This window comes from Micromonospora haikouensis (assembly GCF_900091595.1).
Taxonomy (GTDB): domain Bacteria; phylum Actinomycetota; class Actinomycetes; order Mycobacteriales; family Micromonosporaceae; genus Micromonospora; species Micromonospora haikouensis.
This window is the reverse complement of record NZ_FMCW01000019.1, coordinates 12,985-33,831: the sequence shown is the minus strand read 5'-3', so window position 1 is coordinate 33,831 and position 20,847 is coordinate 12,985. Positions and strand designations below refer to the sequence as shown.

Sequence of the window (20,847 nt, the reverse complement as noted above, 5' to 3'; positions counted from 1 at the left end):
ACCTTCAGGCGGGGGCGCCGTGGCGGCCCGCGCCGGCCGCGAAGCGCGCCGCCCCCGCCGTCGCGTCGGCCGCGAGGGACGCCGCGCCGTAGGCCAGCTCCACCGCGAGGGCGTCCGGCTCGGGCAGGTTCGCGCCGGCCAGCACGGCCGCCCGGTCGTTGCGCAGGCACGCCTGCGGGTGCCGGGCGATCTCGGCGGCCAGCCGCTCGGCCTCCGCGCGGGCCGCACCGGGCGCGACCAGCCGGTTCACCAACCCCATCGCGTACGCCTCCTCGGCCGGGACCGGCCGGCCCGTGAGGATCAGGTCCATCGCCCGGCTCTCGCCGATCAGCCTCGGCAGGCGGACGGTGCCGCCGTCGACCAGTGGCACGCCCCAGCGCCGGCAGAACACGCCGAGCACCGCGTCGGACTCGGCGACCCGCAGGTCGCACCAGAGCGCCAGCTCCAGCCCGCCGGCCACGGCATACCCGGAGATCGCGGCGATCACCGGCTTGGACAGCCGCAGCCGCGTCGGGCCCATCGGGCCGTCGCCGTCCGGCTCGACCCGGTTGCCGCTCGGCGTGCCGATCGCCTTGAGGTCCGCCCCGGCGCAGAACGTGCCGCCGGCCCCCCACAGCACGGCCACCGCCGCCGCCGGGTCGGCCTCGAAGGCGCGGAACGCGTCGGCCAGGGCCCGGGCGGTGGGACCGTCGACGGCGTTGCGGGCCGCCGGCCGGTCCAGGATCACCGTGGTCACCGCGGCGGCGTGTTCGACCCGTACCCCCATCGGGACAGCATGCCCTGCTGGGTGCCGACGCACCAGCGCGAGCCACGCTGAGGGCGGCACGGCCGTGGAACGGGGTGCCGACCGGCATCGTTCGTTGTCCGTACATCTGCTTCGTGTGTCGGACAGCGGGTATGTGGCGACTTCAAACCCAGTGCATTGAGGGCCACAATGCGCGCTGGAGGCTGCCGGCAGAGGCGGCGTGACCCGAGTGGTCCGCCTTACCGCTTCTCGTGGTCCGAACGGGTGGAGCGAGGGCGCCAATCGGCGTCTCCGTACGGGATACGGGAGATGCCGTGAAGGGGCACAGCAAGGCGGGACTGCCGGTGGACAGGACCGTCGACTGTGGTGGCGACGGGCCGGTTAGAGAGCAGCGATGGTCGCGGCTGGTGACGGACGATCCGGACGAGGCGCATCGGTGGCTGAAGGCCACGTATCCCGAACACCGCGTACGCGCGTCCGGCGGCTCCGGGGAGTTCACCTTCCAGTCGACGTACACGCAGCTCGGCGCGGCCAGCCTCGCCCGGGTGCGCTACGCGATGAACGCGGACAACGAGGTGTTTCCGCGGGACATCGTCGGGGTGGCGGAGGTGCTGTCCGGCGGCTGGGGGATCGATGCCGGGGCGGGTGGGGTCATGGGCGGGGTGGGTGACCTGCTGTTGGCGCCGCCCCGGCGGACCAAGACGATCCTGCACCGGGACATGGAGGTCGTCGCGGTGGAGCTACCCATCGCCGAGGTGCAGCGGATCGCGCACGAGCGGTGCGGCCTCGCGCCGGTGAACCTGCGGTTCCAGGGCCTGACGCCGGTGTCCCCGGCCGCTGCCGAGCTGTGGCGCAAGACCACCCGCTATCTCACCCACATCGTGCTGCCGGACACCGAGTTCGGGTCGAACGCCCTGGTGCAGGCGGAGGCGACCGGCCTGCTGGTGGCCGTCGCGCTGTCCACGTTCCCCAACACGACGATGACCGAGGCGCCGACCCGCAGCCCCGGCGCCGTCGCGCCGGCGGCGGTCCGGCGCGCGGTCGCCTACATCGAGGAACACGCGGACCAGCCGTTGACCGTGACGGAGGTCGCGGCCGGGCTGGGCGTGCGGGCGCTCCAGCAGGCCTTCCGCCGGTATCTCGACACCACTCCCATGCTCTACCTGCGGCGGGTGCGCCTGGAGCGGGTGCACCGCGACCTCCAGGCCGCCGAGCCCGGCGAGGGACTCACCGTGGCGGTCGTCGCCGTCCGCTACGGCTTCGTTCACCTGGGTCGATTCGCCACCCAGTACCGCCAGGCCTACGGGCAGCCGCCCAGCCACACCCTGCGGGACTGACCCGGCCCCCGGCGCGTCTTCACTCGTCAGGGTCGCGGCCGCCTATGCTGGCCGTAACTCAGGGGTGGCTAATGTTTACCGATAGTGTTCATGTCGGCCTTCCCGTGCGTAATCAGTTCGTGACCAGTGATCCCGCTGAAGCCGCGCACGTCTACGAGGTCACCTATGGCCAGGGTGTGCGGCTGGCTGCCGTCCCGACCGGTCGGCCGCTGCGTCACAGCCGGTGGAACGTCGGCGCATACCTTCTCGACGACATCAGCGTGAACATGGACCTACGGGTCAACGCGGAGCCGTTGGGCAACCTCGTGATCACCGCCCCCCGGCGGGGTTACTACGGGCATCGGTGCGACGGCATCGACGAGCTGGTCGGTCCCGGCGAACTCGCCGTGCTGTTTCAGCCGGACCTGCCGGGCTCCTCATGGTCCTGCGACGTCGAGTTGGACTCGGTGGTGCTGGACCTCTCGCTGATCGACAAGGTGGCCCGCGCCGACCCGGACCGGCCGGTGGCTCCGCTGCGGTTCTCCAGTTTCCGGCCGATCTCCGCCGACGCGGCCTGGCGGTGGCGACAGACCATCAAGTACGCGGAATCCGTCGTGAGCGCTGTCGGTGGGGCGTCCGGGTCCCCGCTCGTGCTCGGCGGTGTCGGCCGTCTGCTCGCCGCCGCCACGCTCGCCACGTTCCCCAACAACGCCGTGCGGGAGGAGCGGCCGGGCGACCGCGCCGACGCCCACCCGGGGACCCTGCGTCGGGCGATCGCCTTCATCGAGTCCCACGCTGGGGCCGACATCGGTCTCGTCGACATCGCCCGCGCCGCCGCCACCACTCCCCGCGCGGTGCAGCTCGCGTTCCGCCGTCAGCTCGGCACGACCGCCCTTGCCTACCTGCGTCGGGTGCGTCTCGACCTGGCCCGCCAGGAGCTGTCCCGGGCCATGCCCGGAGACGGCACCACCGTGGCGGGTGTCGCCGCGCGCTGGGGATTCGCCGACCCGCGCCGCTTCGCCGACCGCTACCTTGCCACGTACGGGGAACTGCCTGGCCGGACGCTGCACCGCTGACGCGGGTTAGCATCGCCGGCCGCACGATCATGTGCGGTGCCCCGCGGACGTGGGGGCAATCGGGAAGCCGGTGCGAGCCCGGCACGGGCCTGCCGGGGCGGGCCGAACGCAGCGGGGAGCCTGCCTGTGGAACTCTACGACGCCATCCACCGCCGACGGGACGTCCGGTCTGCCTGGCCATCGAGAACCTCTGGCTCGCCGCCGCCGCCGAGGGGCTGGGCGTCGGGTGGGTCTCCTTCTACCGGGAGCCGTTCCTCGCCGAACTGCTGGGCGTGCCGGCCGGCTTCCGGCCGGTGGCCTGGCTCTGCGTCGGGCCGGTCACGCACCTGGAGGCGGTGCCCGACCTGGAGCGGCACGGGTGGCGGCGACGCCGGCCCCTCGCCGAGGCGGTGCACCACGACCGCTGGCCGCAACGGGTGACCGACCGACCAAACAGCTAATCCAGGTACGTCTATGTGGTGGCTAGGCTGGCGTGGCGCTGAGTCATCACTTAGCTACGTTGGGAGGAGTTCCATGCGTACCACCGTCAAGGTCCTGGCCGTGTCCGCCCTCGCCGCCCTGGGCCTCGCCGCCGGTGCCACCCCGGCCCTCGCCGCCGCCCCGGCACCCTTCTGCGAGTCCGGCGCGTCGCAGTTCTACTGCGACGCCAGCAGCGCCGGCACGACGACCTGGAGCATCACCTGGTACTCCGGTAGCGTCGGCACCTTCACGACCGCCGGGTCGACCCTCTTCGCCACCTGCCCGGCCAGCAACCTCGGCCACCCGGTGCGGGCCAGCTACAGCTACTTCGACGGCAGCACGACCCAGTACAGCGGCACCACCCAGTTCATCTGCCGGTAGCCGGGGTCCCGCGTCTGGCGTACGCGCGACCCGTGCGTACGCCGGACACCCGGCACGGCTGCCCGGTTTGCGACCGCTTCTGCCGGGAAGTCGGACGGAATGCGGGCACTCTTGACGAAACTCGAACAGGCTTCGGCCCTGGACCAGGCCGGCGACCGGCTGCAGCGCGGCGTCCAGGCCACCCTGCGCCCGCAGCGGGTCCGCGACCTGCTGCACGGCGTCTTCATCGGCCATCCGCTGCACCCGGCGCTGGTGCAGGTGCCGGTCGGCTCCTGGATCAGCGCGGCCGTACTCGACCTGATGCCCGGCCAGCGCCGGGCGGCCACCGCCCTGGTGGGGCTGGGCACCGTCAGCGCCCTCCCGGCGGCGATCGCCGGCCTGAACGACTGGGCGGCCCTATCCCGGGAGCAGCGCCGCGTCGGGCTGGTGCACGCCGCCGCCAACGCCGTCGGCCTGACCCTGTACGCGGGCTCGCTGGCGGCCCGGCTGCGCGGGCGGCACGGGACGGGGCGGGCGCTGGCCTACCTCGGGCTGGGCGCGGCGAGCGCGGGGGCGTACCTCGGCGGGCACCTCGCGTACAAGCAGGGGGCGCAGGTCAACCAGAGCATCTCCGAACTGCACCGGATCGGCGAGGGCTGGCACCCGCTGGCGGACATGGCCAACCTGCCCCAGCGGAAGCTGGTCACCCGCGAGGTGGACGACGTCTCGGTGATCCTCTACCGGCACGGCGACGAGGTCACGGTGATGCTGGAGCGCTGCCCGCACCAGAGCGGCCCGCTCGGCGAGGGCGAGGTCACCGAGATCGACGGACATGCCTGCGTCGTCTGCCCGTGGCACGGGAGCGCGTTCCGGCTCAACGGAGGCGAGGTCATGCACGGGCCGTCCGGGAACGACCAGCAGATCCTGCCGACCCGGGTGGTCGACGGGGTCCTGGAGGCGAGGCTGCCCTGAGGCCCGGCCGGCCCAGGCCAGACCTGCGGGCCCGGCCGCCATGTCGGCGACATGGCGGTTTCCCGCACGCCGGATGCCCCCATGTCGGCGACATGAAGTCGATCATGCGCCCGGCCCGGCCCGGCCCGGCCCGGCCCCGCCCCGCCCGGCTCGGTGCCGTGCCTCGGCTCGGGGGTCAGTCCCGGCGGTGCCGGCCGGTGACGAGGGCCCGTGCGCTGCTGGTGGCCCTGGCGACCGCCGGCCGGCGGCGTAGCCCGAGGACGGCCCCGATCTGCGCTCCGACGATGCTGGCGACGGCGAGTACCGCGGAGACGGCGAGGGGCCGGTTCATCTGATCGCCCGCCCCCGCCCGGGACGCTCCGGCGGCCATCGCGGGCTGCGGCCCTGAGGGCGGCTGGGCGACCTGCTGGGTGCCGTGCGACGAGCCCGCCGACGACGAGCCGGCCGGCGGCTGGGCGGCGGAGGGGCCGGGGGCGGGGCGGGTGGCCCGTGGCGAGGTGGGCGAGGGCGGCGTGGGCGAGGGCTGGGCCGCACCTGGTGCGGCCGGCGCGTCGGCGGCGGGCGGGGTGGCGGGTGCCGACGGCGGCCGGGGGGTGACCGTACCGCCGGGGGTGGGCGTCGTGGGCCGGACCACCAGCTTCCCGGTCGCGTGCCTGCGGGCCCCGGTGTCGTGGACGCCGTCGGGCAGCGTGATCAGCTGCCCGGGGCGGATGCGGTCGGGGTCGCCCAGCCGGTTCAGCTTCGCCACGTCCCGGTAGCGGTCGAAGTCGTCGAGATAGCGCTCGGCGACCTCGCCCAGGTAGTCGCCCTTGGCGACCCGGTACACCGTCGGTTCCGCCTCCTGCCGGAGGTCGGCCGCCGTGGCGGCCGTCGGCGTCGCGGCCCGGGCGTCGACCACCGGCAGCGCGGCGACCGGGCGGGCCACCGGTGCCCCGGCGACGGCGGCGGGTGCGGCGGCGGGATACGGGCCGGACAGCACGGTGGCCGCGCTGGCGGCGGCCGGGCTCGCCGCGATGATCAGGGCCACCGAGCCGACCAGCGCCGCGGCGGCGCGCTGCTGCCGGCTCATCCCGGGCAGCCGGGGTGCCGGTCGGCGCAGCGTCTGCGCGCCCAGCTCCACGAGCACGGAGAAGGCGAACGTGGCCCAGCCGAACCAGCCGACCAGGGCCAGCGCCCGCAGGAAGAGCTGACCGTCGTCCCGGCTGGTCAGCGTGGCACCGACCTCGGCGAGGCTGGGCAGGTGGTCGGGCAGCGGGTTCCCGGCGAACGCGAGCAACGCCACCGGCCCCCCGACGAGTACGGCGATCAGCACGACCAGCGCGCCGAACCCGGTGAGTACCTGCCCGACCCGCCGTGCGGCGGAGCGACCCGGTGCGGCCATGGCGTGCCTTCCCTTCCTAGGGGCCCTCGGTGAGGGCGCGTGCGGTTGCCTCGCCGGAGACGGTGACGGCGGCACCGAAGCCGAAGAAGCCGAGCAGGTAGCGGTCGTAGGTGACGGTGACCTGGACGCGGATGAGCTTCTCCCCGTCGACGACGGGGAACTCGACGCTGTGGCCGGTGGCACCGGCGGCGGCGAGGTAACTCGTCACCGCCGCCCTGGCCGCCGCCTCGTCGATCTCCTTGCGGCCGCCCTGGATGGCCTTCGCCCGGTCGATGGACTGGCCGCCGGTGCGCGCCGCCTCGGCGGCCAGGTTGTCGGCCAGTTGCCGGGAGCGGAGCTGCCCGGCGCCGTCGAAGGCCAGACCGATGATCGCGAGGACGCCGATCATCGCCGCCGCCAGGAACAGGCTGACCCGGCCCTCGTCGCCGCGCCACCGGCGTCCCGGGCCGGCGGCGGGGGTGGTGGCCCGGCGCTCGTTTGGACCGTCGGCGGGGGCGGTGTGCACAGCCCCGCCGGGGGCGCGGGCGGTCACGACCGGCTCCGGTAGCGGTCCAGCGGGGAGGTGAAGCTGGCCGAGATCGTCCGGCTGGCCGCCATGTCGGGCAGCAGCGCCAGGTCGATGTCGGTGAAGGAGACGGTGCAGGTGACCTGCACGGTCACGGCGGCCGTCGTGCCGGGGCCGCTGTCGAACGCCTCGGCGAAGCTGGTCGGCGAGCCGCCCACCGAGCCACGCAGGGTGAGCGAGGGCTGGCCGGCGCAGTTGGCCCGCTGCCAGTCGAGTTGGCTCTGCGCGGCGGCCAGGGCCTGCTCGCGCGCGGTCTTGGCGTCCCGGGAGATGGACGCGGCGCGGGCGGCGTCGTGCGCCGCCGACTGGACCGCCTCCTGCGCGATCGCGGTACGCCCGGCGACGCCGGCCAGCACCATCAGCCCGATGAACGCGGGGGCGAGGACGGCCACCTCGATGGCGACCGAGCCACGCTCGGCTGCGGGGCGACGGCGGCGGCTCATCCGGTCGTCCACCGTTCGATCGTGCCGTGCGCGGTCTGGCGCACCGGGAAGCTGACGCCGGGGATGACCGACAACGAGTCCCCGCTGACCGTGCAGGTCACCTCGGCGACGTCGGTGACGCAGGCGGGCCCCGGCTGGTCCCAGCCGACCAGCCAGTCCCCGGCGGCGGTGAGGAAGTCGACCGCCCGCGCCTCGCCGGCCCCGGCGGGGGCCTCGTACAGGCGCTGGGCGTTGACCGCGCTCTGCGCGGCGTTGAGCGCGGTGGCGCGGGCGACGAACCAGGCGGCGACCTGGATCGAGGCGAAGAGCAGCACGAGGATCGCCGGCATCACCACCGCCAGCTCCACCGGATTGGCCCCCCGCTCCGCCCCGCCCCCGGTGAGCCGCCGCCGGGCCGCCCGGCCGAGCCGTAGACCGCTGGTGAGCTGCCGCCGGGCCCGCCAGCCCAGCCGTACGGCGCCGCCGAGCCGCCGCGGGGCCCACCGGCCGAGGCCGGCCCCTGGCCGGGGCGGCCCGGGGCGGCGCAGGCCGGCGGGCCGGTCGGCGGGTGCCGACCGGCTCCGGTCCACGCGGGTGGGGCGGTGGGTCATTACGGTGCCGTCGGGGCCTGGTGGTTCGGGATGGAGCTCATCCAGTCGTTGGCCTTGGCCAGGGCGAGGCCGGTGACGGCGATCGCCACGGCGACCAGCCCGAAGATGATCACCGCAGTCGGGACGGGGCTGTCGCCACGTTCGCCGTCGCGGCGCAGTTCGGCCAGCCGTGTCGTCAGCGCGACGTGCAGGTAGGCGATGAGGTGCATGGCGTGCTCCTTCGGAGGGGGAGGGTGTTTCACAACCGGGCGAGGAACGGATAGACGGCGAAGCCGAGCAGCACGAAGACCAGCAGGGAGCCCGGAATGTCCAGCCGGCTGGTGACGCCCTCGGCGCGGGCCAGGTTGTCGGTGCGGATCTGGTCGCGCAGAGAGTCGGCCCGGCTGCGCAGCGTCTCGTGCACCTGCGCGCCCTCGCTGCCCGACGAGCGCATGATCGCCCCGACGTCGCCCAGCTCCGGGATGCCGATCCGGTCGGCCAGCTCGCGCAGCTCGTCCCACGGCGAGTGCATCTGCATCTGGGCGATCCGCAGCGACTCCCGGATCCGGTCGAACACCCAGCCGTCGCAGACCGCCGCGGCCCGCTCCAGGGCCTGCACCGGGCCGTGCGCGGCCGAGAGCTGCAACGCCACCAGGTCCAGGTAGGTGCAGACCGCCTGGCGGAACTCGTCCCGGGCGGCGTCCGCGCGGGTCAGCACGCTGCGGTGCGCGATCAGGGCGGCGACGAACGCCATGCCGAGGCTGCCCAACAGTGGCACGGCCAGCGGCACGGACACGCCGCCGAGGAAGAGCACCGCGCCGAGGAAGGTCGGGGTGGCCAGCCCTACCAGGGCGGAGAGCAGCAGGGACAGGGCGTACTGCTCGGGGGTGCGGTCGAGCAGGGCGAGCTGCCGGTGCGGCGGGCGCAGCCAGCGGGCGAAGCCGCCGATCCAGTCGGGCCCGCGCCCCGTGGCGGCTCGGCCGGTGCCCGGCGGCTGGTGCAGCCGGCGCAGGGCGGGGCCGAGCGCCGGTGCGGCCGGCAGGGCCTCCCGGACCACCAGGAACAGCCCGAGGCCGACCGCCGCCCCACCGACGACGGCCAGGGTGAGGTGCCAGTTGAGGATCATCCGATCGCCTCCGCCGGGTCGGGGGCGGGCAGGAAACGCGCCGGCCGGGGCGGCTGGCTCATCGACCGCACCCAGGCCAGCAGCCCGACGAACGCCGCGCCGAGCACGAGCATCACGAGCTGCCCGACCGGCGTACCGTACGGGCGGACGTAGTCGGTGTTGACCAGCCCGTACGCGATGGTCAGCAGGGTCATGCCGGTGAGGAAGCGCACCGCGAAACGCGGCTGGGTGCGCTTGGCCTCGATCTCCCGCCGGGTGGCGACCTCGGCGGCGGCGGCACCCGCGATCGAGCCGAGCACGTCGCCGAGCCGCTCGCCCCGGTCGGACAGGTGCAGGATCAGCGCCGCCACGACCTGGTCGCACACCGGGTCACCGATCTCGTCGGCGAACGCGAGCAGCGCCGACTTCGCCAGCCAGCCGGCCTGGAGGCGGGCGGCGAGCAGGCGTACCTCTTCCTCGATCTCTGCGGGGGCGGTGGCCAGCGTGCCGAGGATGGCCTGCTGGAGGCCCTGACCGGTCGACGAGACGTCCTTGAGCCGGCGGGTCCACTCGCCGACGGCCTCGATCCGGGCGATGGCCCGCTGCTCGGCCCGGCCGACGGAGAACAGCCACGGCGCGCCGGGCACCGCCACGGCGACCAACAGGCCGACCACCGGCAGCCCGGTGAGCAGGAACGCCAGCGCGCCGGCCAGCACCGCCCCGCCGAGCAGGAGCTGGTGGTTGCGCCGCTGCCGGGGCGTGCCGGAGCCCTGCCAGAGCCGGCTCAGCCCGCCGCCGGGCCCCGCGCCGGGAGCCGGCCCGGCCGGCCGGGTGGTGCCGACCAGCGCCACGACGGCCAGCACCAGGCCGGCCACGCACGCCGCGCCGGAGACCACCGCGATCAGCTCGATGTCGGCGGTCACCGGGCCACCGCCCGCGCACCGAGCCGGGTGTGCCGGGGCCGCCGCCACGCCCCCGTGCCGGCGTCGATCCACCGGCCCAGCAGCCGGGCGTCATAGCCCACCCGCAGCAACTGGTCGCGGACGCGTTCCGGCAGGTGCCGGGGGACCGCCCGGCCGTCGGGGCCCGGACCGAAGACCGTGGTGGTGGTGATCCGGCTGCCCTCGCCGACGCCGATGACCTCCTCCACGTGGGAGACGAAGCGGTGCTTGCGCCCGCCGATCGCGGTCTCGTCCTCGACGGTGACGTAGACGATCAGGTCGAGGGCGTTGCCGGCCATCCGGCGGGCCTGGTCGACGGTCATCTCCCGGCCGTGGGAGAGCGCCAGCTCGACGATCCGCTCGCCCACCCCGCCCGGCGACCGGGCGTGGATGGTGCACATCGACCCCCGGCTGGTGGTCATGGCCTGGAGCATCGGCACGATCTCCCGGGACCGCACCTCGCCGACGATGATCCGCAGCACGCCCATCCGCAGCGAGACGGGGATCAGGTCGGCGATGCTCACCTCGCCGGCCGGGCGGCCGTCCAGCCCGCGTTCGCCGTGCCCCTCGCGGGCCTCGAAGCTCATCACCGCCCGGTGCTTGTGCCCCCGGCGGGTGGGCAGCAGCTCCCGGCTCTCCTCCAGCAGCACGTACGGTTCGTCGGCCGGGATCTCGTCCATCAGCGCCCGGATGACGGTGGTCTTGCCCGCCCCGGCCAGGCCGGCGACCATGATGTTCAGCCCGGCCCGCATGGACGCCCGGAGGAAGTCGCGCAGCAGCGGGTCGATCATCTCGTCCAGGTCGCCCCGGCCGCCGGCGATGTCGTCGAGGCTCACCTCGAGGGTGTTGTGCTTGCGGATCACCGCGTACGGGCGGTGGCTGACCAGGAAGACCGCGGCGAGCCGGCTGCCGTCGGGCAACTGCAGGTCGAGGGTCGGCTTCGAGGTGGACAGCGACCGCTCGGTCGCCCCGGCCCGGCGGGCCGCCGCCTGGAGGATCTCCACCAACTCGTCGTCGCTGTCGGCGATCGGGTCGGCCCAGTCGACCCCGCCGCCGTGCCGGGTGATGCGCACCTGGTCGCAGCCGAGGATGTGCACCTCCTCGATGGTGCCGTCGACCAGCAGCGTCTGCAGCCGCCCCAGGCCGACCAGCTCGGCGGTCACCTGGTCGAGCAGCAGCCGCTCCTCCCCGGCGGCCATCGGGGTGCCGGCGCGGCGGACCGCGTCCGCGTACTCGGCGACCACCGCGACGGCGAGCCGGGCCCGCTCGACGTCCTCGGCGTCGGCGTCGAACTCCCGACCGCGCTGCCACAGGGTGAGCCGCTCGCTGAGCTCGCGGCGCAGCTCGCGTACCACGGCGAAGTCGACCCGGGGTCGGGGCGGGGCCGGCGCGACGGGCGGGGCCGGCGCGGCCCCCGCCGGCGGCGGCTGCGGGTGGCCGCCGCCGGTCGGCGCGGGTGGCGGGTGGGGGCCGCCCGACGCGGGGGCGAGCGGCGGGGCGATGGAGGTCGCGGCGGGCTGCCGCGCCACCCGGGGGTCGTGCGACACCGGCTCAAACCGCACCCGGCACCCCCTGGGTGACGGGCCAGGCCAGCCGCGCCCGGCGGCGGTCCAGCAGCGCCCGGACCGGCACCTCCAGGGCGCCGGCCGCGCGCATCAGCGGCCGTCCGGCCCGCAGGGTCCCGCCGAGGGTCAACACCTCCGCGGTACGCGGGTCGTCCGGCAGCCGCGCGATCACCGGCAGCCGCAGCGCCTTGCTGATCTCGCCCCGACCGTGGCCGTCGCCGACCAGCAGCAGCCGCAGCGTGCCCGGCGGCACCCGGTGCTCGGTGAAGTCCCGCTCGATCGCCCGGACCATGGCCTGGGTGGCGGAGAGGTCGGGCAGCCGCGCCCGGGTGACCAGGAGGACCACGGCGGCGGCGCGCAGGATCGGCCACGGCGGGCCGGCGACCTGGAGCCGGCCGCAGTCGACAAGCACGTCGTACGGGGGGTCGCCGCGCTCCAGGTCGAGGAAGAAGTCGGTGAACCGCTGCCAGAGCGGGGCGACGCTGCCGGCCTGGGCCGGGTCGACGACGCCGGGCAGCAACAGCCGCTCCCGGCGCGGGGCGTCCAGGTCGACCAGTTGCGACCAGAACGCCGTCTCCAGGCTGCCGTCGCGCAACTCCCCGACGGCCAGCTCGCCGATGCCCCGGGGCCCGTCCAGCGCACCGCCGAGGTAGCCGGCGAGGATCGAGCCGCCGGCCGGGTCGCACTCGGCGAGGATCAGCCGCCGGTGCCAGGTCAGGGCGCAGGCGAGCGCGGACGCGGTGACGCCCGGCGAGCCCTTGGCCGAGACCAGCGCGATGATCGCCATGCTCAGGCCGCCCGGGTCAGCACGACCGCGATCCGGCTCTGGGCGGCGAGCGCCACCACGGCGGGCACGTCCCGGGCGGTGAGCGCGACATAGACCACCACGCTGCTGGTGCTCGGGGTGGCCGTGTCGATGACGGTCGCCTCGAACCGGGTGCTGGAGGCTGGCTGCCCGCCGGAGCTGCGGTCCGGGGTGCTGACCAGCAGCACCCGGTCGCCGGGGTGCAGCCGCTTCGCCGGCACCCGGCCCGGGGCGAGGTCGAGCGCGAGCTGCTGCTGGCCGGGACCGAGCAGCGGGTCGTCGGTGAGCTGCCCGAGGGTCAGCAGGGTGCCCGGGGTGAGGGCGACGGCCGCCCGCATGCCGACCACGTCGTCGAGCTGAGCGGCTGGCACCGGCCGCAGCCCTTGGCCGCCGGCCACCTGCACGGTGACCAGGTCGTCCGCGCCGAGCGTGCGGCCCACCTCGACGGGACGGGCGACCGCCAGGTAGCTGCCGGTGGCCCGCACGGAGGTGACCGCGAACGCCGCGCCGAGGCCGCCGAGGGCGATCAGCAGCACGGCGAGGCCGAGCAGGCCGGGCCGGACCCGCCGCTGCCGGACGACCCGAGGTGGTGCGACGGGAGCGTCCACCGGCTGCCCGGTCCCGTTGCGCGTAGCGAGACTCACCGCGTCACCACCTGAAGTTCGTCGATCTGGACCTGGATGATGCCGCTGGTCCGGGTCTGCGGGATGTCACCGCTCTGGTTGCCACCGGTCCAGTGGACGTTCCAGTGGGTCGTGGCGAAGATCTCGTACGTGTCGGCCTTCGCGTAGCCGCCGTCGTAGCCGCAGTCCGGCGAGGGGCCGCCGGCCTTCGGGCCCTTCGGGTCGTACGGGGTGCCGGGGCCGCGGCAGGTGACCTTGTCTCCGTTGCCCATGTCCCACACGATCTTGTCGACCTTCGCCGCGATGCTCACCGTCAGGCCCCGGTCGGAGGCCGAGGCCTCCAGCGTGCCGAAGTAGGCCTTGCCGGGGCTCGCCCACATCCACACAGGCAGGCCGACCAGCCCGGGGCCGATGCTCTTGCGGGGCGCAACGGTCGCCCGGGGCGGCAGCAGCGAGATCGAGGCGAGCGCCCGGCGGGCCAGCTCCTCCGGATCGGGCGGGGTGCCGTAGCCGGGCGGCGGCGCGTCCAGCAGAACCTCGTGCTGGGTGCCGAGGTCACCGCCGTTGCAGGTGGCCGTGTACCACTGCTTGCCCTCGGGCGTGCCCTCCGGCTGCGGCTGCGACAGCTTGTAGTAGCAGCCGTCGCCGTTGTTGAACCAGCCGAGGACGTCGTCGTAGCAGGCGATGACCCTGCCGTTCCACTGGCACGTGCCGCTGCCGCCGCTCGATCCGTCGCCGTCGCCGGGGTTCCCGCCGCCGGGGTTGCCCGGGTCGTCGTCCCAGACGTCGCAGTCGTTCTGGCCGATGGGGCACTCGATGCCGCCCTCGCGGGCCGCCGCGACGGTGGCGGTCGGCGGGGCAGCCACGACGGCGAGCGCGAGGACCACGCCGATCGCGGCCAGCAGCCGTGCGGGGTGGGTCGTGGCCAGCAGCCGCCCGGGGCGGGGCGCGGAGGGCAGCCCGGGGCGGGCGGCGGGCGGTCGTGTCGGGCGGGCGGCGGAACCAGCCACGCGGCGGGCCCACCGGGTCAGCACGGCTGGTCCTCGTGGCCGGCGCCGTAGTTGATCAGCCAACGGCCGTGGTACCGGGTGGCCGTGGCGGTGGCCAGGTGCCGACCGCCGCCCGAGCCGGGCACCACCCGTTTGGTCTTGGCGTCGACCAGCCGGTAGCCGGTGGTGTCCAGGCAGTCCTGGATCTCCACGGTGGCGGGGACGGAGTCCAGGCTCACCGAGGTGACGGTGGGGTCGGAAACGAAAGTTCCGGTACGCACGGCACCGTGCTCCTTAGCTTCGCGAATTGCCAGTCGGACCCTGGTCAACAACGGGTCGGCCAGGAATTTGGCCAGTTCAGGGTGGCGCGGATCGCTGCGCCGGCTCGCCGCCCGCGAGGCCGCGAGATATCCGGAATAGGCGGCGAGCGCCGCCTCCCGGGCCGCCCGCTCCTCGGCGGCGGTCGGGGCGGCTGGAGTGCTGGCCTGGGCCGCCGCACGGGGTTGCGCGGTGGTGCCCGGTTCCGTGCCGCAGGCGGCCACCGGTGCGGCGGTCAGGGCCGTGACCAGTAAGATCATCCATCGGCCGGGGCGCCGTGTTCGCAACGCCGTGCCTCCTCGCTGGCGACCCGGGGCGGGCGGTGCACCGACCGTCTCCGGGCGTGCGGCAGTGCGCCCCGGATCGACTCATCCGGGCCCTTCTGTCCACCGCCGCATTTACCTGTGCTGATCTTCCAAGAGCCGTGCACCGATGTCTTCTGTGGCCTCCGACGCCTCATGCCGGGGTTGCGTCGTACTCAAGGGGCGAGCATAAGCTGACGCTAGGCGATGCAACAGAGGCAATCTGTTCGAATACTCTGAGTGACGGGTGGCGGTGATCGCGGATGGCGGGAGTCGATGTCCTGTGTCGCGCCCCGTTGTTGTATGGTGACCGCCGTCACAGTGTCGAGGTGTCGACGGCGGTTGGTCCAATCGGCGCGAATGGCGGCCCGCTCCAGGTGGGTAGGCCCGAATTGCCCCCCGGTCGACGGAGGAGCACCGCCAGGCGGGCGTCCCATCTGGACGGCGACCCGGTGGGACGGGCGGCCGTCGGATTCCGCGCCATCCGCTACACGTCGGCAAGCCGAGAACTACTCACCGTGTCGCCCCGTCCCGGGGTGTCCCGGTCGTGGAGCCGGGCGTGACCGGGGAACGGCTGCGGCGACCGCCCGTCCCGGCCCCCGCGCCGGGCCGGTTTTCCCGCGTACGCCTGACGGCCCTGCTGGCCGGCACGCCGCTGCTCCGCCTCGCGGTCGCCCGGTACGCCGTACCGCCGGGGGAGCCGGACCGGGTCGCCTGCCCGCGCTGCGGCACGCCGCTCGGCCTCGACCGGCCCTGGCCCGCGCTCGGCCCGGCGGCCCGGTGCGGCGGCTGCCGGGCCCGGGTCGGCGCACCGGCCGGCGCGGTCGAGCTGGCCGCCCTCGCGGCGCTGGCGGTGCTCGTGGCGGTGCCCGGCGCGCCGGCCGAACGGGCGGCCCTCGCCTGGTGGCTCTGCTTCGCGGTGCCCCTGGTGCTGATCGACGCGGCCGTGCACCGGCTGCCCGACCGGCTCACCTGGCCGGCCGCCGCCGGAGTCCTGACCCTCTACGGCGTGGCCGCCGCGACCTCGGCGGGGAGCGCCCCCTGGCTGCGCGCCGCGCTCGCCGGGGCCGGGCTGGCGCTGGCCTTCGCCGCCACCACCCTGCTGCTGGGGCGGCGTGGCTTCGGCCTCGGCGACGCCAAGCTGGCGCTCGGGGTGGGCGCGCTGCTCGGCTGGCACGGCTGGCCCGTGCTCGTCCTCGGCCTGCTGGTGACGTTCACGCTGTCCGCGCTGACCAGCCTGGCGCTGCTGCTGGCCCGCCGGGTCCGCTGGTCCAGCCACCTGCCGTTCGGCCCGTTCCTCGTCCTCGGCACGGTCGCCGCCCTGCTGCTGGCTCGCTGACCGACCCGCCTCCCGCTACGCGCCCGCGCTACGCGCGGGCCCTCCCTTCACCGGGCGGGACAGCCGGCGCAGCAGTTCGGCCGCCGGCCGCGCCAGCAGCGGGGCGCCGACGCCGGTGACCAGCGCGCCGAGCAGCAGGCCGGCGAGCACGTCGTGCGGGTAGTGCACCCCGACGAAGACGCGGGAGAACGCGGCGAGCACGGCCAGCGGAACCGCGTACCAGGCGAGCCGGGGGGAGAGCAGGACGATCGCCGTCGCCAGCGCCCCGGCGATCGTGGAGTGGTTGCTCGGGAAGGACCAGTCCCCCACGGGCGGGCACCGCTCGGCGATGATCAACAGGTCGGTCGGTACGCGGCAGGGGCGGTCCTGGTCCACGACGGTCTTGAGCAGCTCGCTGCCGCCGTACGCGAGGACCACGGTGGCCGGCGCGGCCACGGCGAGGGCCAGGTTGCGCGGCCCGGCACCCAGCTTGGGCAGGGCGGCGGCCACGAGGAGCAGGCCGAGCAGGACGATCGACCACTCGGTGAAGTGCGCGGCGAACCACTGGACCGGCTCGGGCGTGCCGTCGGCGAAGCTGACGACGCCGTGGTACAGACCATCGCTGAAGGGCGGAATCGATGACAAACCAGCGTTGATCATGATTCACCCTACCAAAAGTTCACCTGCTGTTCACCCGACCCCGGGTCGGTGAACCGACCGGGCCACGGGGCGAGGCGGCTCACGCCGGGGGTGCGGCCGGGCCGGGGACGGGGTGCTGCACCACGCCGGACATCCGCTCGACGACGTCCTGGAGCGCCTCGAAGGCGTACGCCCAGTTGTGGCACTTGAAACTGCGCAGCCCATCGATCGGGGTCCGGCAGTCGACGCAGTGCACGCCGGGGATCGCGTCCGGGACCTCGGTGTTGACGTACCGACGGTCGCCGAGGATCACCCGGGCGATCATCGCGGGGTCGTGCACCCCGTGCAGGGCCGACGAGACGATGTCCAGCCAGGTCATCCGCCGACCGCACTTCGGGCAGTCCGGCTCGTCGCCGCTGACCCACAGCGGCGCGCCGATGCTGCGCGCCGGCATGCCGAGCAGCTTCTCGATCCGGCGTACGTCGTGCTCGGGGGTGACCCAGCGGTGTCGGCCGGGCAGCGAGGCCGGTGAGTCGTACACGGCGCGGAACAGGACCGGATCGACCTCGACGGTCTCCCGCTGGCGGGTCATGGCGACCTCCTCGACCTCGCGGCGCCGGCCTGGCCGGCACCCGCAGCCCACCGTCGCCCGGGTGGTCGACGGACACAACCGGATCAACGACACGACGGGCCTGCGGGCAGCCACGCGGGGTGCTAGACATTCAGGGCGCGTTCGCGGCGGGCTGCCGCGCGGCGGGCGCGGACCCCCGTGGAGGACACCGTGACCAGCGAGCCGGCACCGACCGCACCGACCTCCGGGCCGACGACCCCGCAGCCCGCGACCTCGTCCGCCGGGGGCGTCGAGAGCAGGCCGAACGTCGCCCGGATGTACGACTACTACCTCGGCGGCTGCCACAACTTCGCCGTCGACCGGGCCGCCGCCCGTCAGGTCCTGGAAATCTTCCCCGACACCGGTGTCGCCGCCCAGACCAACCGCGCGTTCCTGCGCCGCGCCGTGCGGTACGCCGCCGAGCGGGGGGTACGGCAGTTCCTCGACATCGGCGCGGGGCTGCCCACCCAGGGCAACGTGCACGAGGTGGTGCAGGCGGTGGCCCCCGACTCCAAGGTCGTCTACGTCGACTACGACGAGGTCGCCGTCGCGTACGCCCGGCGGTTGCTCGGCGACGCGGCCCGCACGGTCGTCGTCGAGGGTGACCTGCGTCGGCCCGACGAGTTGCTCGCCCACCCCGACGTGACGGCGTCGATCGACCTCACCCGGCCGGTGGCCGTGCTCCTGGTGGCGGTGCTGCACTTCGTGCCCGACGCGGAGGATCCCTACGCGGCCGTCGCCCGGCTGCGCGACGCCACCGCCCCCGGCAGCCAGCTGCTGCTGTCCCACCTGACCCTCGACGGCGCCCCGCCGCTGCCCGCCCAGCAGGGTCGCGCCGTCTACCAGCAGAGCAGCGCCCCGCTGGTGCCCCGCACCCGCGCCGACATCCTGCGCTTCTTCGACGGGTACGAGCTGGTGGAGCCGGGCCTGTCCTGGCTTGCCGACTGGCGTCCGGACGGCGGGCCGCGAGCGGGGGTGTCGCACGGCTTCGGCGGGGTGGGCGTCCGCCGCTGAGCCGCCCGGCCGGGCCGGAGGGCTGCCGTCGGGTGGGGCCCGGCTCGTCGTCGGGCCCCACCCGAGCCCCTACAGGTTCCTGGGGCAGGTGGTGCGGTTGATGGTCGAGTAGGCGGTGCGGATGCCGTACTCGAAGTCGTCGAGGCAGTTTCCGTAGACGAGCATTCCGACTTCCACGGTCCTGCTGGCGTCGGAGTAGTAGACGATGGTGATGCTCTCGTTGTCCTTCGGGTACGGGATGGCGTGGGCCGGGCTGGCCACGACCGCCGTGGTGCCGGCGACCGTCAGCAGGGTGGCCACCACGGCGTTCCGCACGAGCTTCTTCACTGAGGCACCTCTCGATCGAGCGGGCTGGATGCGCTGATGATAGTCGTCCGTCGATCAATGGCGTAGGTGCGGCGGCGGTGGCTATCGTGCGGGGATGCCGATGACGGACAAGCCGTGACCGGGCGACCCGCCGCCGCGGACCACGACGGTGCAGCGGTGGGCCGGGCCCGATGAGCGACCCAGACGACGGAGCGCGCCTGGCCGGGGACCTGTCCGACCGGCTCGCCGCCCTCACCTTCGTCGACCTCACCACCGAGCGGGTCACCGAGCTGCTCGTCGACACGATCGCCGACTGGGGTGCGGCACAGGGGTGGCGGGTCTACCGGCGGGCGGCCAGCGTCGTGCCGCTGCCGCCCCCGATGTCCGGGCAGCAGTCGGTCGTGGACGTCGCCTGCGCCCGGCCGGCCGCGCCGCCGGTGGTGATCGAGGTCGACCACACCGACCGGCGTCGTACGGTCGAGAAGCTGCTCGCCGAGGCCGCCGCCGGGCGGGTGCCGATCTGGGTGCGGTGGGGCTCCCGGGGCTTCACCGCACCGCCGGAGCCGGTGCGGATGGCCACCCTCACCGTTGCCGCACGGCGCGGGGAGGCGGGCGTACGCCTGCACTCCCGGCAGTCGGTGAGGCAGCTCCCGCCGCCGGAGCACCACGCCGAGCCGGTCACCGCCGGCCCGGCGGATCCCCTCTTCGGCCCCACGATCGCGGGCTGAGCCGGCCGCGTCCCCTGGTCAGGCCGCGCCTCGGTCGACCAGGCTGAACGTCGTGCCGACCGGGGCGTCGCCGAGGACCTCCACGTAGATCTTCTTCTGGCTGGGGCTCCACTGCACCACGCCGTACTTCTCGTTGATGATGGAGTAGGAGGTGCGCCCCTTGTCGTCCTTGCCCTCGCGGGTGATCCCGAACAGGGTGGCGTCGGTCGGGTAGCACTCGGCTCCCACCAGCGACGCGTACCCCGCGGAATCGATCTTGACGCCGAGGCACGGCTGGTGCGCGATCTCCGGGTTCAGCGATCTGATCATGTAGTCGACGCCGACGGGTTCGAGCACGAAGACGGCGTCCTTGCCGGTGCCGTCGCCGACGTGGACCTTGCCGTCGTACGGTAGCGAGAGGTCACGGTCGATCTCCACGACGTGCAGCAGGACGCGCCGCTGGCCGGCCAGCATGGCCCGGGTGCGGTCGGCCCCGGCGGACGACGGCGACCCGGTCGGCGTACCCGATGCGGGTGTCGGCGTGGTGGAGGCCGGCCCGGTCGTCGCCGGCCCGCCGACCGTGGTCGACCCGGTGGGGTCCGGGTCGGCCGGGCCCAGCAGCCGCGGGCCGAACAGGGCGGCGGGCACCAGCACCGCGATCGCCGCGGCGGTCACGCCCAGCCCGGTGAGCCAACCACGCCGTTTCGAGCCCGTGCGCCCGGCCGTGCCCGACCCCGACGGCAACGCCCCCTGATCCGCTGCGGTCAGCAGCGCGTCGAGCAGTTCCCGGGCGGTGGGCCGGGCGGCGGGGTCCTTCGCCAGCGCCCGGGAGACCAGCTCCCGCAGCGGCCCGCCGAGGCCCGCCAGGTCCGGGGGCTGGGTGAGGATCCGCATCGCGATGGAGGTGGCGGAGTCACCGCCGAACGGGTTGCGACCGGTCGCGGCATGGGCGACCAGGGCGCCCCAGGCGAAGATGTCGGCGGCCGGGCCGGCCGGCTGGCCGGACGAGGTGTCCAGCCGCTCCGGAGCCATGTACGACACCGTCCCGACCAGCTGGTTGGTCCGGGTGTGCTGGCTGGTCGCCTCGAACGCGCGGGCGATGCCGAAGTCGATGACCCGGATCCCGCCCGGCGCGACCAGGACGTTCGCCGGCTTCAGGTCCCGGTGGATCACCCCGGCGCCGTGGATCGCGGTGAGCGCGGTGGCCACCCCGACCGCGATGCTGTGCAGTTGCGCCGCGCCCAGCGGCCCGTGTTCCCGGAGCAGCTGGGCCAGGCTGGGACCCTCGACGTACTCCACCACCAGGTACGGCGGGTCGTGGTCCGGGTCGGCGTCCAGGACCTCGGCCGTGCAGAACGGCGGGACCTGGCGGGCCCGGTTCACCTCGCTGCGGAACCGGGCCCGGAACACGTCGTCGTGCGCGAGCTCAGGACGGACGACCTTGACCGCCACCCGCCGCCCCTGCGGCGACCGGGCGAGGAAGACGCTGCCCATGCCACCGTCGCCGAGCCGGCCGAGGAGCTCGTACCCACCGAGTCGGGCCGGGTCGCCGGGACGCAGCCCGTCGTTCACGCCGGATGTCCGCAGGCCGCGACCACTGCGCGAACCATGTTGCCAACCAACCGTTCTCCTCAGGCCGCTCGAACGCCGCCCGCAGCCTATCGTTCGCCCACGCAGCGGCGTCGATGCAGTCCGCGCCCGGGCGGGCCGCGACGCCGC

24 protein-coding genes and 1 pseudogene are annotated in these 20,847 nt (G+C 74.7%); 8 read left to right on the top strand and 17 right to left on the bottom strand.

Annotated features, from left to right (window positions below; translation table 11 throughout):
- Positions 1 to 4 precede the first annotated feature (4 nt).
- The gene (locus tag GA0070558_RS19820; protein ID WP_091282453.1) at positions 5 to 766 is read right to left on the bottom strand and encodes a crotonase/enoyl-CoA hydratase family protein; all 762 of its coding nucleotides are present in this window, start codon (positions 764 to 766) and stop codon (positions 5 to 7) included.
- Positions 767 to 1,059: 293 nt separating this feature from the next.
- Here GA0070558_RS19820 and GA0070558_RS19815 point away from each other — a divergent pair, with 293 nt between their 5' ends.
- From GA0070558_RS19815 to GA0070558_RS19795, 5 genes and pseudogenes are all read left to right on the top strand, one after another.
- Positions 1,060 to 2,082, top strand: a complete 1,023-nt coding sequence (locus GA0070558_RS19815; protein WP_218107042.1) for a helix-turn-helix transcriptional regulator — start codon at positions 1,060 to 1,062, stop codon at positions 2,080 to 2,082.
- Between the two features lie 119 nt (positions 2,083 to 2,201).
- Positions 2,202 to 3,137, top strand: coding sequence for a helix-turn-helix domain-containing protein (locus GA0070558_RS19810; protein WP_176734277.1), 936 nt, complete (start codon positions 2,202 to 2,204; stop codon positions 3,135 to 3,137).
- Between the two features lie 170 nt (positions 3,138 to 3,307).
- Positions 3,308 to 3,577, top strand: a pseudogene (locus tag GA0070558_RS19805) (nitroreductase family protein); the annotation flags it as partial.
- Positions 3,578 to 3,650: 73 nt separating this feature from the next.
- The gene (locus GA0070558_RS19800) at positions 3,651 to 3,977 is read left to right on the top strand and encodes a hypothetical protein (RefSeq protein WP_091282445.1); all 327 of its coding nucleotides are present in this window, start codon (positions 3,651 to 3,653) and stop codon (positions 3,975 to 3,977) included.
- 99 nt (positions 3,978 to 4,076) lie between these two features.
- Positions 4,077 to 4,928, top strand: a complete 852-nt coding sequence (locus GA0070558_RS19795; protein WP_091282442.1) for a Rieske (2Fe-2S) protein — start codon at positions 4,077 to 4,079, stop codon at positions 4,926 to 4,928.
- A gap of 175 nt (positions 4,929 to 5,103) precedes the next feature.
- Here the strand turns inward: GA0070558_RS19795 and GA0070558_RS19790 are convergent, their stop codons facing one another.
- From GA0070558_RS19790 to GA0070558_RS19735, 12 genes are all read right to left on the bottom strand, one after another.
- On the bottom strand, positions 5,104 to 6,309 hold the full coding sequence (locus GA0070558_RS19790) for a LysM peptidoglycan-binding domain-containing protein (RefSeq protein ID WP_091282440.1): 1,206 nt from the start codon (positions 6,307 to 6,309) through the stop codon (positions 5,104 to 5,106).
- Between the two features lie 16 nt (positions 6,310 to 6,325).
- Positions 6,326 to 6,697 (bottom strand): hypothetical protein, encoded by a 372-nt coding sequence (locus tag GA0070558_RS19785; RefSeq protein ID WP_256092041.1) that lies wholly within the window; start codon positions 6,695 to 6,697, stop codon positions 6,326 to 6,328.
- A 140-nt stretch (positions 6,698 to 6,837) separates the two neighbouring features.
- A complete protein-coding gene (locus tag GA0070558_RS19780; RefSeq protein WP_091282730.1) occupies positions 6,838 to 7,317 on the bottom strand; it encodes a TadE/TadG family type IV pilus assembly protein in 480 nt (159 codons plus the stop codon).
- Positions 7,314 to 7,907, bottom strand: a complete 594-nt coding sequence (locus GA0070558_RS19775) for a TadE/TadG family type IV pilus assembly protein (protein WP_439709620.1) — start codon at positions 7,905 to 7,907, stop codon at positions 7,314 to 7,316. The genes GA0070558_RS19780 and GA0070558_RS19775 overlap by 4 nt, the downstream gene beginning before the upstream one ends.
- Positions 7,907 to 8,116: a hypothetical protein gene (locus tag GA0070558_RS19770; protein WP_091282437.1), complete on the bottom strand. Its 210-nt coding sequence runs from the start codon at positions 8,114 to 8,116 to the stop codon at positions 7,907 to 7,909. The genes GA0070558_RS19775 and GA0070558_RS19770 overlap by 1 nt, the downstream gene beginning before the upstream one ends.
- 29 nt (positions 8,117 to 8,145) lie before the next feature.
- Positions 8,146 to 9,009 carry a type II secretion system F family protein gene (locus GA0070558_RS19765; protein WP_176734287.1) on the bottom strand — a complete coding sequence of 288 codons (864 nt, stop codon included), beginning with the start codon at positions 9,007 to 9,009 and terminating at the stop codon, positions 8,146 to 8,148.
- Complete coding sequence (locus GA0070558_RS19760; protein ID WP_439709619.1) at positions 9,009 to 9,962, bottom strand: type II secretion system F family protein; 954 nt, start codon at positions 9,960 to 9,962, stop codon at positions 9,009 to 9,011. The genes GA0070558_RS19765 and GA0070558_RS19760 overlap by 1 nt, the downstream gene beginning before the upstream one ends.
- Positions 9,911 to 11,494, bottom strand: coding sequence for a TadA family conjugal transfer-associated ATPase (locus GA0070558_RS19755; RefSeq protein WP_091282431.1), 1,584 nt, complete (start codon positions 11,492 to 11,494; stop codon positions 9,911 to 9,913). The genes GA0070558_RS19760 and GA0070558_RS19755 overlap by 52 nt, the downstream gene beginning before the upstream one ends.
- Positions 11,484 to 12,284: a CpaE/TadZ family protein gene (locus GA0070558_RS19750; RefSeq protein WP_091282427.1), complete on the bottom strand. Its 801-nt coding sequence runs from the start codon at positions 12,282 to 12,284 to the stop codon at positions 11,484 to 11,486. The genes GA0070558_RS19755 and GA0070558_RS19750 overlap by 11 nt, the downstream gene beginning before the upstream one ends.
- A 2-nt stretch (positions 12,285 to 12,286) precedes the next feature.
- Positions 12,287 to 12,946, bottom strand: coding sequence for an SAF domain-containing protein (locus GA0070558_RS19745; protein WP_091282424.1), 660 nt, complete (start codon positions 12,944 to 12,946; stop codon positions 12,287 to 12,289).
- Positions 12,943 to 13,959 (bottom strand): hypothetical protein, encoded by a 1,017-nt coding sequence (locus tag GA0070558_RS19740; protein WP_439709618.1) that lies wholly within the window; start codon positions 13,957 to 13,959, stop codon positions 12,943 to 12,945. Before GA0070558_RS19740 ends, GA0070558_RS19745 begins: the two co-directional genes overlap by 4 nt.
- Entirely contained in the window at positions 13,953 to 14,492 is a 540-nt protein-coding gene (locus GA0070558_RS19735) for a hypothetical protein (protein ID WP_439709617.1), read from the bottom strand. The genes GA0070558_RS19740 and GA0070558_RS19735 overlap by 7 nt, the downstream gene beginning before the upstream one ends.
- Before the next feature lie 616 nt (positions 14,493 to 15,108).
- Here GA0070558_RS19735 and GA0070558_RS19730 point away from each other — a divergent pair.
- Positions 15,109 to 15,873 (top strand): prepilin peptidase, encoded by a 765-nt coding sequence (locus GA0070558_RS19730; protein ID WP_091282717.1) that lies wholly within the window; start codon positions 15,109 to 15,111, stop codon positions 15,871 to 15,873.
- A gap of 15 nt (positions 15,874 to 15,888) precedes the next feature.
- Here GA0070558_RS19730 and GA0070558_RS19725 read toward each other — a convergent pair whose 3' ends face one another.
- Entirely contained in the window at positions 15,889 to 16,512 is a 624-nt protein-coding gene (locus GA0070558_RS19725) for a phosphatase PAP2 family protein (RefSeq protein WP_091282417.1), read from the bottom strand.
- 79 nt (positions 16,513 to 16,591) lie between these two features.
- Positions 16,592 to 17,083: a DUF8243 domain-containing protein gene (locus GA0070558_RS19720; protein WP_091282413.1), complete on the bottom strand. Its 492-nt coding sequence runs from the start codon at positions 17,081 to 17,083 to the stop codon at positions 16,592 to 16,594.
- Between the two features lie 189 nt (positions 17,084 to 17,272).
- Between GA0070558_RS19720 and GA0070558_RS19715 the strand changes: the two genes are divergently transcribed.
- The gene (locus GA0070558_RS19715; RefSeq protein ID WP_256092030.1) at positions 17,273 to 18,115 is read left to right on the top strand and encodes an SAM-dependent methyltransferase; all 843 of its coding nucleotides are present in this window, start codon (positions 17,273 to 17,275) and stop codon (positions 18,113 to 18,115) included.
- Positions 18,116 to 18,184: 69 nt separating this feature from the next.
- Here GA0070558_RS19715 and GA0070558_RS19710 read toward each other — a convergent pair whose 3' ends face one another.
- Complete coding sequence (locus GA0070558_RS19710) at positions 18,185 to 18,442, bottom strand: DUF6289 family protein (protein WP_077935551.1); 258 nt, start codon at positions 18,440 to 18,442, stop codon at positions 18,185 to 18,187.
- A 170-nt stretch (positions 18,443 to 18,612) separates the two neighbouring features.
- Here GA0070558_RS19710 and GA0070558_RS19705 point away from each other — a divergent pair, with 170 nt between their 5' ends.
- On the top strand, positions 18,613 to 19,149 hold the full coding sequence (locus GA0070558_RS19705; protein ID WP_091282410.1) for a hypothetical protein: 537 nt from the start codon (positions 18,613 to 18,615) through the stop codon (positions 19,147 to 19,149).
- Positions 19,150 to 19,167: 18 nt separating this feature from the next.
- Here the strand turns inward: GA0070558_RS19705 and GA0070558_RS19700 are convergent, their stop codons facing one another.
- A complete protein-coding gene (locus tag GA0070558_RS19700; protein ID WP_091282406.1) occupies positions 19,168 to 20,700 on the bottom strand; it encodes a serine/threonine protein kinase in 1,533 nt (510 codons plus the stop codon).
- Positions 20,701 to 20,847: the final 147 nt, after the last annotated feature.